Raw genomic sequence first — 12,840 nt, forward strand, 5'->3', positions numbered from 1 at the left:
TGGTTGGGGAGTTTCAGTGGCTAATAGTGGTTTTCAGGGGCGCCGCCACGGAATGGCGTTCGACGAGGGGACATTCAAAGTATTCGGTACTGCCGTCGCGTTCGGCACCGGCCAGCAGCAGTTCGATGGCGCGCCGGCCCATCTCAAGGAAAGGCAGTTCCAGCGTGGTCAGCCCGGGCCGCAAGTGCGGGGCGAGCGTTTCCTGGTTGTCGAACCCCACCAGCGACACATCGTGCGGGATCGACAGTCCGAGTTGGGCAAGCGCCTGGTAGCTGCCCCACGCGGTGCGGTCGTTGGCGCAGAAGATGGCAGTGGGCGGCTGCGGACCCGTCATGAGTGCCAAGGCGTTGTCGAAACCGCCGGATTCATGCCCATCGCCGATGCGGTGGAGCCAGGGGTCGGGATGGAGGCCAGCCTCCTTGAGCGCTCGGAGATAGCCCGCATGGCGTCCGACGGCGGCAGGAAGCTCGCCGTCCACCGCGCCGATATTGATCATCGCGATACGCCGGTGACCGGCGTCCACCAGCCGTTTGGTGGCGGCGTACCCGCCCAGCTCCTCTTGCGGGGCGATGCTTGGAAAGCGTCCGGATCGGTCGCGCGAATTGAGCACGACGGCGGGCACCTCCGCCAGGACGTCCGGCACGTCAAGGACCCGGTGGTACATGGCGGCGTAGACCACTCCGGCCACCTTGTAGGACAGCATGGTCTCCAGCGAAGCGGCCTCGAGGGCTTTGTCCCCGCCCGTGTTGACGGTCAGGAGGAGCAGCCCGGCCTCCCAAGCCCGGGCTTGGGCACCCTCGATGATCTTGCCCGCGAATGGCGCCGTGGCCACGAAGTCGCCGACGAAGCCGATCATCCCGGCAACGCCGTCGCGGAGCACTTTGGCGTGGGCGTTGGTCCGGTACCCCAGTTCGACGGCGGCAGCATGGACCCTTTGCCGGGTTTCCTCCGAGAACCTGGTTCCCGCGGCGTCGTTGAGCACCAGCGAAACCGTGGCCTGGGAAACACCGGCCGCGGCAGCGACGTCATTCATTGTCGTGCCGGAGCGGCTGCCGGGTCGGGTCATGGGCTGGCCTGTCTGCTGGGAACTCGGGTGTGCTTGTCACAGGATCCGCACGACTGGCTGGGCTTAACCTGGGGCCCGGTTATACGAATTACCAGCCCGGAAAACTGTAGCTGTCATCACATCCGGCGTCAATGGCCGGGCTGCGGACTAGAGTCAGAACATGCCCGCGAACTTACCTCCCGGCCTGCCGATCGTTCCCGACGGCGATGCCCCTGGCGGCCAGCGCATTTCCTCCCCGCTCCCTGGGGCGGGTGCGGTCTCGTTCAATACCGTTCCGTTCGAGATGTCGCCGGAAGACTTCGAGGCGGCCGTCAGCGATGCCCTGCTCCTCATCCCGGACAAGGCGGCCCGGGCCATGGACAACGTGGCCATCTTCATCGAGGACGACTACATCCCGCAGCCCGGGGACGCACCGGACACCGTACTCCTGGGCCTGTATGAGGGCGTGCCATTGACGGAACGGGACTCTTGGTGGGATGCCGGTTCCCTCCCGGACCGGATCACCATCTTCCGGCAACCGATCCTGGATATCTGCGAATCCCGCCAGGAAGTGATCGACGAGGTGGCCATCACGGTGATCCATGAGATCGCCCACCACTTCGGCATCGGCGACGACCGTTTGCACGAACTAGGCTGGGGATAGCCTTGTAGGCATGGGGCACGATCACGACCACTCGCACGGCGGCACCGCAACCGGAAAGCATCGGAAGCGGCTGATCGCTGTCCTGGCCATCACCCTCGGAGTGGTCCTCGTCCAGGTGGCGGGCGCCGTCGTCTCCGGTTCCCTCGCGCTGCTGGCTGACGCGGGCCACATGCTCTCCGACGCCGCCGGCGTCTTCATCGCGTTGCTTGCCGCCTGGATAGCCACCCGGCCGGCGAGTGATCAACGCACCTACGGGTACCAGCGCGCCGAGGTCCTGGCCGCGCTGGCCAACGCCCTCATCCTGATCGTGATCTCAGTGGTGATCTTCATCGAGGCACTCCGCCGTTTCGGGGAGGCACCGGAAATCCGCACCGACGTCATGCTCTTTGCCGCCATTCTGGGTGCTGTCGCCAACCTGGTCTCGCTCCTCATCCTGCGAGGAGCCCAGAAGGAGAGCCTGAACGTCCGCGGCGCCTACCTCGAAGTCCTCGGTGACCTTTTGGGTTCGTTCGCTGTCATCGTGGCTGCGATTGTCATCATGGTCACCGATTTCCGGGCGGCAGACCCCATCGCCTCGATCCTGATCTCGCTCATGATCCTGCCCCGCGCCTGGCACCTTTTGCGCGATGTGGTTGATGTCCTGCTGGAGGCCACGCCCAAGGGTGTCGAAGTCAAAATGATCCGCGAACACATCCTCTCCGTTGAGGGCGTGGTGGCCGTTCACGACATCCACATCTGGACGATCACCTCGGGCGTTCCGGTCTTCTCGGCCCACGTGGTGGTTGAGGACCGGATCCTGGACGCCACCGGTGCCGACCGGCTCCTGGACCAACTCGGTTCCTGCCTCGGCTCGCATTTCGACACCGAGCACTGCACCTTCCAACTGGAACCGGCCGGCCACTCGGCGCACGAAACCCACCAGCACGCGTAGGGGCCCAGCCTAGCGGGGCTGGATGGCCACCGTCCCCGTGGCGCCATCCACCGTGACCGTATCGCCTGAACTGATCCGGGAAGTGGCATCCGGGACGCCCACGACTGCGGGAATCCCGTACTCACGGGCCACGACGGCTCCATGGGAGTTGGGCCCTCCCATCTCCATCACGAGCCCTCCGGCGGTCAGGAAGAGCGGCGTCCAGCCGGGATCCGTAGAGGGGGCCACCAGGATTTCTCCCGGTTCGAGATGCGCGCCCACCGGGTCCATGATCACCCGGGCAACTGCCGTCACCGTTCCCGCCGAAGCCGGGGTTCCCAGTAGCGTGCCGTCGGGCAGCGCGCCATCCGACGCTGCGGCCCCCGACGCCGGAGCCCCAGTCCCGCTGCGCAGGAAACCGGCGGGCAGGGCTTCCGGCTCGGTGCCGTCGGAGAGCAACACGCGTGGCACATGCCGGCGCCTGAGTTCAAGGTCATAAGACTCGCGCCGCCGTGCCACCAACTCGTGGAGATCCGTGCCATCCAAGCCGCGGCGGGCGTCGTTGAAATCCAGGAAGAAGACGTCGCCCGCGTCTCCGATGACTCCCGCTTCCGCCAAGGTCTCCCCTACTTCCGAAACCTGGGCGCGGACCGCGGCGAAGCCAAGCACAAGGTGGTACTTGGGAAGCTCGCGGAGTCCCGCAAACATGCGTGTCCGTTCGAGTGCCATTTTCACGATCCTGGCGTGGAGCGGACTCTTGGACCGCGCACGGGCCACCAGAACGGCGAGCTGCTCCTCGGCGTCGTGGGCTGCTTTTTCGAACTGTTTGTCCGGCGCAAGGCGGGGATCGTCGAGGCGAAGGTAATTCACCAGCACTCCGATGATGTGGGTGGGGTCGTCGGACCAGCGGGGCATGCCCAGGTCGATTTCCGCGACGGCCCGGTGCCCATAGTCGCGCAGGAACGAGGCCAATTCCAATTGCGCGACTGCGGGCAGCCCGCCGTCGCGGTAGCTCTGCGCGAGCACAGCGGGATCGCCGCCGGTAAAGGCCTCCGCTGAAGCGGGGTCGTCGCGGATGCTGGTCGAGAGCCGCCACAGGGCAAGGTCCATTTCGGTGGTGATGTTGTTGGGCAGTCCGCGGATGATGGTTTGTAGCTCACCCCAGGAGGCCTGTTCGCCAAGTATCTTCCGGACTAGCCCCATCATCGCGAAGCCGAGCGCTACCGGGGGCAGGATATTGGGCAGTATGGGGAACAATTCCTCGCGCAGTATCCGCTCGGCGTGGTCCAGCTTTTCACGAGGGGTCGCATCGGCGGGGACTTCATGCGTGGCCTTCAGCTTCCCGCCCAGCCGTTCCACCTTGTCGAGGGCAACGTCGGGTCGAAAGAGCGCCCGCAGCAGCGTCTCGGGGAGGCGGAAGCGGAGCACGATCGGCCCAACGTGCCTGAGCAGTTTGAAAGGCGTCTTGCTGGTGACGGCGAACCGCGGGTCGTCGAACAGGGCGCGTACGATGGCCGCCGAACGTGCTTCCATGACGTCGAAAATCCTGGGCACAATGGCGCGCCCGGCCTTGCTCCGGAGCACCGAAGTGAGGTCAAAATAGATCCGTTGTCCCGCCTCGTAATAGGGCGAAGGCCCGTCCCGCGGCTCGGTGACCCGGAATCCCGCCGCGCCGGCCACCGAGGACCCCATGAGCCTGATGCCCGCGAGGCCCATGGGAGTCAGGGGACGGGTGAGGCCCTGGGCGAGGCTGAAGCAAAGGTATGCGTGCGGGCCGGGGACTGCGGGTTGCCGGGTCATTTGCGGGTAGAGCGTGGTGATGGGGCGCGCTTGGGTGAGCCACAGTTTGCCGTCGCCATCGATGGCCCATTCAGTGTCCTGCGGTGCTCCGTAATGCTCCTCGACGCGCTGGCCGAGGACAGCGAGCGCCCTGATCTGGGAGTCGGCAAGGCAAGCGTCCCCGGCGGTTCCGTCTTCGGTTCGCGGAGGCGCGCCGAAGGTTCCGGGCGAATCGAGCCTTTCGGTCCCGCCGCCAGGAATGGAGCGAATCACCAGTTTCCGGTCGCCGATCCGTCGTTCCGTGATCCTGCCGGTGAGCGAATCCACCACAAAGTGGTCCGGATTCACGGCGCCCGAGACGACGGCCTCACCAAGCCCGGGATTAGCGTCGATGACCGCCTCGCGGCGCCGCCCGGTCACCGGATTGGCCGTGAACAACACCCCTGCAGCCTCAGCGTCCACCATCCGTTGGACGACGACGGCGAGCGTCACCGTGGCGTGGTCGATCCCGTTGCTTGACCGGTAGCTGACTGCCCGGTCCGTCCACAGGGAGGCCCAGCACTTCCGGACGGCCTGCAGCACGGCGTCGGCCCCCACGATGTTCAGGTAGGTGTCCTGCTGTCCCGCGAAACTCGCAAAGGGCAGGTCCTCGGCGGTGGCGGAGGACCTAACGGCCACCGGGGCTTCCGGGCCCAGTGCGGAGTAGGCCAAGCGAACGGCACGTTCGACGTCGGCGGGCATGCCGGCGTCGAGCACTGCTTCCCTGGCGCGGGCCGCGAGGGAAGCGAGCCCCTCAAGGTCGCGGGGTTCCACGGCCTCAAGGCCACGGAGAAGGTTTGGGAGCGCAGACTCGGGGCTTCCATCGGGCTGAAGCGCGCGCCGGTAAGCCTCGGTGGTCAGGCAGAATCCGGGCGGGACCGGTAGTCCCGCCCAGATCATTTCGCCGAGATTGGCAGCTTTGCCGCCGACCTCTGGAAGCATGGTTGCCCGGATCCGGCGCAGCTCGACGATTAAGCGCGATGCTTCCCCGGGCTGTGCGTGCTCCGCCATTGCCGTCCGCCTGCGTCCACCGGTCCTTGGGCTTGCCTGCTATGCGGCGCCGAGCATGGGACCGAATTTGACGCGGTCCGCCAGCCTGGGATCCTCGCGGTCGGGAACAACGAGCACGGGCCCTTTGGCATGGTGCAGGACTCCGTCCGACGTCGATCCGAGGAGCATTCCTGCGAAGCCGCCGCGCCCACGCGTACCCAGCACCACGAGTTCGACCCCGCGGCTCACTTCCACGAGGACTTCCACGGGCGAACCATCAAGGAGTTGCGTTTCCGCCGGGAGCTTGGGGAAGTGGCTCTTGAGCCACGCCAAGCCTGCGTCCAGCTGAACCCTGATGTCCTTGAAGAGTGCCTCCCGGTCCAGGGGTGCCGGAACCCACGCCAAGGAGCCGCTGTACTCGGGGACGGCGCAAATAACGCGTAGCTTCGCGCCCATGCGTTGGGCCTGCTCTGCTGCCTCCAAGACGGCGACGCGGGCCTGTTCCGAGCCGTCCACGCCCACCGCGACCACATTCTCAACAACGCGGGAGCCGGCCTTCGCACGCTCGGCCTTGATGTGCTTGTCCTCTGTGGTTTCACCCAATCGGTCCGCGCAGAAGAGCGGGACCGTCACGGTGGGGCACTTGGAGTGCGCCGGCAAGGCACTGCTCACGGAGCCCAGGAGCCTGCCCACGAACCCTCCGCGTCCCCGCGTACCGAAGACCAGGAGCTCGGCCGTTTCGGACAGATCGAGCAGCACGCCGGAGGCGTCTCCGTTCTCCACCGAGCCATCGACGTCAATGGCGTAGCCGGAGACCTTCTCAAGGGCTTGCTTGACTATTGCTTCCGCACCGTCCCGGATAACGGAGTCATCCACTGTGGCATAGCCGCCGTCCAGGCCGGAAGCCGCGAAGATGGGCACGGAGTAGGCCGTGACTACATGCAGGGGAAGCTGCCTGCGTTCGGCCTCGCGGGCGGCCCAAATAAGGGCGCATTGGCCGTGTTCGCTGCCGTCAACGCCCACCACAATTCCGCCGGGGGCAATGGATGATTCCTCTCCGTTGCCTTCGGTCTCTGGTTCATGGCTCTCAGAGTGTTTGCCGTGCTGGTCCATGGGGCCTGCCTCCTCGCACTGCTGGCTGATGTTGCGGCTATTCTGCCAGAGGCCGCGCCCACAACGTGTTTCTCGCTTGACTGCAGTGAGTTGCGGTCTCCAATGCTCACTATTCTCGTTTGCAAGGGCCGAATCAAGCCGGAAGAAGCCTATGTGGAAACCCGCCAGGGGTGTGGAAATCTGCCGAACCGTGGCGCGAAAAACGTGGCGGCAGACATGCCGATGCGGGGGCTATCCACCACGCGATTTCTTCTGTAATGTTCGAGGCACTGGTGACCGGGGATCGTGTTTTTCAACACATCAACGGCCATCATTCGCGACCGCTTGGGGACCCGGACGCCACCCCGGTGTTGCTTCGGCAACGCACCTTCAAAGAGGAGCCAAGCTGTGTCAACCATGCCTGCTGCGAGTACGGAACGCACCACCACCGTGGTCATCGGTGCCGGCATGCCCGGCCTGGCCGTGGCAAGCGAGCTCAGCCGTTACGGCGTAGACGCCATCGTGGTGGACGGGATGTATGTCCCCGGACCTTTGCAGGCGCTCAACACCGGCATCCTGCAGCGCTGCGACGCCGCCGACGCCGCGTGCCTCCAGGAGCGCAGCGAAATCCTGAGGCACCTGCGCAATTACGCAGCCAGTCACGGCCTCGATGTGCGGAGTACCACCCGGGCTGTCCGCCTCGATCGCCTGGACGAAGCTGCCGTGGGGACCGTGATTTCCGGATCGGTAGTTTCAGGCTCCTCGGGTGTCTCCTCGTACCAGTGGGCCGTCCACACCGCCAACGGAGTGCTGCTGGCCGACCACGTCGTTGTCACCCGCTGCGGGCAGAGCCAGTTGCGGCGAATGCTTGCCGAACTCGGCATCGCCATCGGCCAGAACCTCGTCGCGGCCATGCGCGCAATCGGAATGTACTTGGTTGGGGTCGGCGAACTTGCCACACCCACACCAAAGGAAGTCTTGCGCCAAGCCAAGGTGGTGGGCCAGGCGATTTCCGCCAAGGTCCACCCGGACAGCGTCCACGGGGCCCTGACGGGTACCTTTGCAGCTATTCCTGCCCTGGCCTAGAAAGAGTCCGCACAGAAAACCGAGGTTTGGGCGGACTCCTATGAGTCCTTGGAGTCCTCGTCCCCAGCAGCATCAGAGTCGCCGGAATCATCGGCATCCCCGGAATCCGCACCGGCCAGCCGGCGCCGTGCAGTGATGCCCAGGAAGACCAGCAGGCCCGCGGCCACCACCGCGAAGACCACAATGCTCCAGGGGAACGGCTGGGAGGCATCGGGCACCTTCTCGGGCGTCGTCGTCGAACCCGGCGCCGCAGTCCCGGCCGTGGGCACCTCCACCGAAGGTGCCGTGCTCGCGGAGCCGCCGCCCGCCGTCGTACTTCCTGCTTTGGCGGTGAAGGTGAAGGTGCCTTCGATCGGGTGTGAATCCGAACTGACAACTCGCCAGATGACGGTGAATACCCCGGCAGGAGCGCCAGGACGCAGCTTCTGCGACACCACGGCGTCCACAATCTCGACGGAACCATCTGCCCAGTTCTGGCCTGAGGCGTCGTTCACCCGGATCTGTGAGCCGAGCAGGAGCGGCCGGTTGTTGAAGGTGATGGACACGGAGTCCGGGACGCTGGCAACCGTTGAGCCGTTGGCCGGTGACGTTGACTCGGCGACGTCGTGCGCGAAGGCCGGTGCCGCCGAGAACAGGGCGGCAGAGAAAAGAACCGCTGTGGCAGCGACGACGACGGCCAGCAGCTGGCGGATAGGGCGCATGAGCGAATGACTCCCTTGGTGTTGGATTCCTTACAGACTAGGCGAATTCGTGGGAGGGCCGAAGCCACGGGCATAGGATTTGAGAGCACACTTCCCCGATCCCCGGAGACTTCCATGCTCAAGCAGGGCTCAGCCATCGACCGCTACTTCAAGATTTCGGAACGCGGATCCAACTACTCGCGAGAAATCCGAGGCGGCTTCGCGACGTTCTTTGCCATGAGCTACATCGTGGTGCTCAATCCTTTGATCCTCTCCGGGGCGGACTCGAGTGGCGCTTCCCTTGGCTTCGCCGCCGTCGCCGCCACCACGGCCTTCGTAGCCGGCATCCTGACGATCCTCATGGGAGCCTGGGCCAAGCACCCCTTCGCCATAGCTACCGGGCTTGGCGTCAACGCCTTCGTGGCAGTCACGATCGCCTCACATCCGGGCCTGACGTGGCCGGACATGATGGGCCTGGTGATGCTTTCGGGCCTGACCATGCTGATCCTGGTGCTCACGGGTTTCCGGACCGCGGTCTTCAAAGCGGTACCTGAGGCACTGAAAACCGCGATCGTGGTGGGCATCGGCCTCTTCATCGCGCTGATCGGCCTGGTCAATGCGGGCTTCGTGCGCCGTATCCCGGACGCCGCCGGCACCACGGTCCCGCTAGGCCTGGGCGTCGACGGGAAGCTGCTTGGCTGGCCCACCCTGGTATTCGTCGTCGGCCTTGTGCTGACCATCGCATTGGTGGTCCGCAAGGTGCGTGGCGCGATCCTGATCGGCATCATCGTCTCCACGGCCCTCGCGGCCATCCTGGAATTCACCCTGCACATCGGTCCGAGTTTCGATGGCAAGACCTACAATCCCCGCGGCTGGTCCCTGGTTGCGCCCAAGTTCACCGAGTGGGCCGCTCCGGACTTGTCCCTGATCGGCAAGGCGAACCCCCTCGGCGCGTTCCAGCATCTTGGCATCATCGCCGCCACGCTTCTGGCATTCGTGATCCTGCTCAGCATCTTCTTCGACGCCATGGGCACCATGGTGGGCTTGGCCAGGGAAGCAGGGAACATCGACAAGCACGGAAACATCCCCAACGTGGACCGTGTCCTGCAGGTGGACGCGCTCGGCGCAATCATCGGTGGCGGCTCGTCCGTGTCCTCCAACCAGATCTTCGTGGAATCCGGTGCCGGCATCGGCGAAGGTGCCCGCACCGGCCTGGCTTCGGTGGTGACCGGCCTGCTGTTCCTGGTGGCCATGTTCTTCACCCCGCTCATCAACCTGGTCCCGTTCGAGGCCGTCGCTCCCGCCTTGGTGGTGGTTGGTTTCATGATGGTGTCCCAGGTAGGCAAGATCCACTGGCAGGACTGGGGCCTTGGCATTCCCGCGTTCCTGACCATGTCCCTCATGCCGTTCACCTACTCGATCGCCAACGGCCTGGGCGCAGGGTTCATCTCCTTCGCACTCATCCGCACCTTCCAGGGCCGGGCCCGCGAAGTCCATCCGCTCATGTGGGCCGTGGCCGCGGCGTTCCTGCTGTTCTTCGGGATCGGCCCGGTCGAGGAACTCCTGGGCGTCAAGTAGGCCTTTCCGGAATACCGGACACCCGCGGCGTGCAAGCCGTGTTTTTCGGTACCGTCATGCGCTGAGCTTGAATCATGGAGATTTCCCCCGCTATCGCCGATGTCCGCCCGATGCCGTGGACCGGCCGATTCGACGGCGACGGCGATGAGCACCGCCGCTGGTGGCAGGCCGTGGCGCCCCACACTCCCGATGCAGCCGCCCCTGGCGCGGCGGGAGCGGGCTCCCGGCCCGCCGTCGTCGTGGGCTTCCGCAGTGACGAGGGCGTGCGGCGCAACAAAGGCCGTGTTGGCGCGGCGGCCGCCCCGGAGGCGATCCGGCATGCTTTGGGTCCGCTGGCTTTCCACCTGGACCGGGACGTGTTCGACGCCGGAGACGTCGTTGTGGAGGACGGCTCGCTGGAGGCGGGCCAGGAGCGCGCGGGCCGCGTGATTTCGGAATTGCTCGACGCCGGCAAGCTCACGGTGCTGCTTGGCGGCGGGCACGAAACTGCTTTCGCCAGCTACCTGGGCGTGGCTGGCTCGGAGGCCGTGAGGGGCGGCAAGCGCCTCGGAGTCCTGAACCTGGACGCGCATTTCGACCTGCGGGATGAGCCTGTGCCGAGCTCGGGCACACCGTTCCTGCAGATGGCTCGAGCGGAAGCCGCCGAGGGCCGCGAACTGAACTACGCCGTCGTCGGAATCTCTGAGCCCAACAACACGCGCACCCTCTTCAATACTGCGGACCGGCTGGGCGTTAAATACCTGCTGGACGAGGACTGCTCCGCCGAGGCCGTGCACAATTTCGTGGCGCAGTTCCTGGACACCGTTGACGTGTTGTACCTGACGATCGACCTGGACGTGCTGCCGGCGTCGGTGGCTCCCGGGGTGAGCGCGCCGGCGGCCTATGGCGTGCCGCTACCCATCATCAGCGCCGTGTGCAAGCAGCTTGGCGCGAGCGGCAAGCTGCTGCACTTGGACGTCGCCGAGCTCAACCCCGAGTTCGATATCGACTCGCGGACCGCCAAGGTGGCGGCGCGCTTGGTGAACACGCTGCTGGCGTAGGCGTTCCCCGTAGCGCCCGGGCCACCCACCCGGGCCACCCAACTGGCTCGCATTTGTTGTCGTTATGAGCCCTCAAAACGACATTAAGTGCTAGTTAGTTGGGCTGAGGCGCGGCAGTCGGGCCGCCGCGCGTGAAGCCGGCTCAGCCGACGGCGCGGAGCCTGACGGCGATGAACTGACGGCCGGGCAGCTCCAAGCGGAAGCGTCCTTCTGCTGCGTCCGGCAAGGTGTCGATGGTCATGTTCCAGGTGTCGATGATGTCCACCTCGTATTTCCGGCCGGCGGGCATCACGAAGTTCCGGTACGTGGGCTGGTTGAACCCGAAATAGCTGATCTCGTACTCGTGCCGGATGCCGGCGGTGGGGACGTCCCAGGCGCTGGGCAGAGGCTCGAGGAATCCGCCCGGGGTTTCCTCGAGGATGCGGCGCAGGAAGGCGATCCGCTCCGGGCTGCTGCCATGGAATTCGCCGCCCTTGGCCCACCACAGCACGTCAGCCGGGTGCATGTAGGTCTCGCCGTGGCCCACGTAGCCGCCCCGGACGGCCCCTTCCCAGAACCGCCGTGTCATTTCCTCGCCGGTGATGTTTCCCCAGCCCTGGTCGATGTTGCCCTCGTAGGCGCATTCGTCGATGACCACCGGTTTCTGCCAGCGCTCCCGCCATTCCCCGGTGAATTCGGCCGTCTTGTGGACGTCCTGGCGCTGGATGCTGCTGTGCGTGATCCACGGCCGGGAATAGTCGTAGAACGCATGGCAATTGTGGATGGACAGCAGGTGCCCGTTGGGATCGTTGGCCTGGACGATGCCCGCGAAGCGTTCCCAGTCCTCGGTGGTCTTGCGGAACAGGAGATCGTACTCGTTGGCCAGGGCCCACCAGATGTTCCGGTGCGAAGCCAGCCGGGCCACGACATATTTCAGGTAGCGGTCATCCTGGCCCGGGCTCATCGTGGAGAAGCCCCAGCGGTCGTACGCGTGGAACAGGATCAGGTCCGCCTCGATCCCCAGCTCCTCCAACTGCCCGATCCTGTGTTCCAGGTGCCGGTAGAACTCCGGGTTGGGCCGGTCATAGTCGAAGCCGGCAGCGAGCGATCCTTCGAAGGGGTAGAACTCCGGTTCGTTCTCGTTGAACAGGTAGGACTTCGGAAAAACGCACATGCGCATCTTGTTGAACGGACCAGCCGCCAAAGTATCCAGGGTCTGCTTCTCCAGCGCGTCGCCCTGGTGCGTCCACGCGTAGGACGTAGTGCCGATGGGCAGGTACGGGGTCCCATTTTCGTAGGCGAAGTGGAAGGTTTCGGCCACCCGGACCACGCCCTTCGCCCCTGCAACCGGCTCAGCGGCCATGAACACGCCGGCGACGCCGTCCAGCGAGCGCGCGTTGCTGGTGGTGGTGAACGTCCACTCCCCCGGGCCCGGAATCAGGAGCCGGACCTTGTAGCTCCCGTCGCCGTCATAGAAACCGGGCACACTCAGCGTGTCACCGGACGGCGCGGTGAACACGGCCCGGAGTTCGACGTCGGTGAACGGGTTGCCGTGCGAGGGCCCGGCCAGGGTGAGCTCGAAGCGCTCAAGGGCGGCCGCCGTCGTCGGGTACTCCGCCGCTGCGCTGCCGCGCACCACCGAGCCCGGCTCATAGTCCCCCGCCGGCGCGGGAAGATCGGCCGCCGCCTCAGCGGCCCGCTGGGCAACAAGATCCTCGGGTTCCAACTCGCCGAGGAGGCGCAGGATTTCCGCGGTTTCCCCGGGCTTCCCCTGCAGAGCGCCCTCGGTTCCCAGGATGGTGCCCACCTCGTGGAAGTAGAGCGTGTGCAGCGCCGGGCTGTTCACAAGCGTGGGGACGCGTTCGCTCAGGATGCGGTTGCCTTTCGCGTGCCGCATCACGAAGTACAGGGGGCTTTCAGCGGTGAAAGTGGTCATCTTTGCCTTCTCGGTTCAGTGT

At 65.6% G+C, this 12,840-nt stretch carries 10 protein-coding genes; 5 read left to right on the top strand and 5 right to left on the bottom strand.

What is annotated here, in order from left to right; genetic code table 11:
• Window positions 1-13 precede the first annotated feature (13 nt).
• Window positions 14-1,066 carry a LacI family DNA-binding transcriptional regulator gene (locus QRN52_RS17835; protein WP_284754688.1) on the bottom strand — a complete coding sequence of 351 codons (1,053 nt, stop codon included), beginning with the start codon at window positions 1,064-1,066 and terminating at the stop codon, window positions 14-16.
• Window positions 1,067-1,226: 160 nt separating this feature from the next.
• On the opposite strand from QRN52_RS17835, the gene QRN52_RS17840 reads away from it, so the two are divergent.
• The gene (locus tag QRN52_RS17840; RefSeq protein WP_284754690.1) at window positions 1,227-1,709 is read left to right on the top strand and encodes a metallopeptidase family protein; all 483 of its coding nucleotides are present in this window, start codon (window positions 1,227-1,229) and stop codon (window positions 1,707-1,709) included.
• 10 nt (window positions 1,710-1,719) lie between these two features.
• Window positions 1,720-2,640 (top strand): cation diffusion facilitator family transporter, encoded by a 921-nt coding sequence (locus tag QRN52_RS17845; RefSeq protein ID WP_284754692.1) that lies wholly within the window; start codon window positions 1,720-1,722, stop codon window positions 2,638-2,640.
• A 9-nt stretch (window positions 2,641-2,649) separates the two neighbouring features.
• On the opposite strand, the gene QRN52_RS17850 is transcribed toward QRN52_RS17845, so the two are convergent.
• The gene (locus tag QRN52_RS17850; protein WP_284754695.1) at window positions 2,650-5,448 is read right to left on the bottom strand and encodes a PEP/pyruvate-binding domain-containing protein; all 2,799 of its coding nucleotides are present in this window, start codon (window positions 5,446-5,448) and stop codon (window positions 2,650-2,652) included.
• 39 nt (window positions 5,449-5,487) lie between these two features.
• A complete protein-coding gene (locus QRN52_RS17855) occupies window positions 5,488-6,540 on the bottom strand; it encodes a universal stress protein (protein WP_284754696.1) in 1,053 nt (350 codons plus the stop codon).
• Between the two features lie 396 nt (window positions 6,541-6,936).
• Here QRN52_RS17855 and QRN52_RS17860 point away from each other — a divergent pair, with 396 nt between their 5' ends.
• Window positions 6,937-7,605 carry an NAD(P)/FAD-dependent oxidoreductase gene (locus QRN52_RS17860; RefSeq protein ID WP_284754736.1) on the top strand — a complete coding sequence of 223 codons (669 nt, stop codon included), beginning with the start codon at window positions 6,937-6,939 and terminating at the stop codon, window positions 7,603-7,605.
• A 38-nt stretch (window positions 7,606-7,643) separates the two neighbouring features.
• Here the strand turns inward: QRN52_RS17860 and QRN52_RS17865 are convergent, their stop codons facing one another.
• On the bottom strand, window positions 7,644-8,306 hold the full coding sequence (locus QRN52_RS17865; RefSeq protein ID WP_284754698.1) for a copper resistance CopC family protein: 663 nt from the start codon (window positions 8,304-8,306) through the stop codon (window positions 7,644-7,646).
• A gap of 114 nt (window positions 8,307-8,420) precedes the next feature.
• Between QRN52_RS17865 and QRN52_RS17870 the strand changes: the two genes are divergently transcribed.
• Window positions 8,421-9,863 (top strand): NCS2 family permease, encoded by a 1,443-nt coding sequence (locus QRN52_RS17870; protein ID WP_284754700.1) that lies wholly within the window; start codon window positions 8,421-8,423, stop codon window positions 9,861-9,863.
• A 74-nt stretch (window positions 9,864-9,937) separates the two neighbouring features.
• On the top strand, window positions 9,938-10,903 hold the full coding sequence (hutG, locus tag QRN52_RS17875) for a formimidoylglutamase (protein WP_284754702.1): 966 nt from the start codon (window positions 9,938-9,940) through the stop codon (window positions 10,901-10,903).
• 142 nt (window positions 10,904-11,045) lie between these two features.
• Here the strand turns inward: hutG and QRN52_RS17880 are convergent, their stop codons facing one another.
• Window positions 11,046-12,818, bottom strand: coding sequence for a DUF5605 domain-containing protein (locus tag QRN52_RS17880; protein WP_284754703.1), 1,773 nt, complete (start codon window positions 12,816-12,818; stop codon window positions 11,046-11,048).
• Window positions 12,819-12,840 lie beyond the last annotated feature (22 nt).

The sequence above is a fragment of the Arthrobacter sp. efr-133-R2A-120 genome (assembly GCF_030209835.1).
In the GTDB taxonomy this organism is placed as follows: domain Bacteria; phylum Actinomycetota; class Actinomycetes; order Actinomycetales; family Micrococcaceae; genus Arthrobacter.

Coding starts and splice junctions, on each gene's coding strand:
- QRN52_RS17860 (WP_284754736.1), top strand. CDS start 6,937: ATGCCTGCTGCGAGTACGGAACGCACCACCACCGTGGTCATCGGTGCC.
- QRN52_RS17850 (WP_284754695.1), bottom strand. CDS start 5,448: ATGGCGGAGCACGCACAGCCCGGGGAAGCATCGCGCTTAATCGTCGAG.
- QRN52_RS17835 (WP_284754688.1), bottom strand. CDS start 1,066: ATGACCCGACCCGGCAGCCGCTCCGGCACGACAATGAATGACGTCGCT.
- QRN52_RS17870 (WP_284754700.1), top strand. CDS start 8,421: ATGCTCAAGCAGGGCTCAGCCATCGACCGCTACTTCAAGATTTCGGAA.
- QRN52_RS17855 (WP_284754696.1), bottom strand. CDS start 6,540: ATGGACCAGCACGGCAAACACTCTGAGAGCCATGAACCAGAGACCGAA.
- QRN52_RS17845 (WP_284754692.1), top strand. CDS start 1,720: ATGGGGCACGATCACGACCACTCGCACGGCGGCACCGCAACCGGAAAG.
- hutG (WP_284754702.1), top strand. CDS start 9,938: ATGGAGATTTCCCCCGCTATCGCCGATGTCCGCCCGATGCCGTGGACC.
- QRN52_RS17880 (WP_284754703.1), bottom strand. CDS start 12,818: ATGACCACTTTCACCGCTGAAAGCCCCCTGTACTTCGTGATGCGGCAC.
- QRN52_RS17840 (WP_284754690.1), top strand. CDS start 1,227: ATGCCCGCGAACTTACCTCCCGGCCTGCCGATCGTTCCCGACGGCGAT.
- QRN52_RS17865 (WP_284754698.1), bottom strand. CDS start 8,306: ATGCGCCCTATCCGCCAGCTGCTGGCCGTCGTCGTCGCTGCCACAGCG.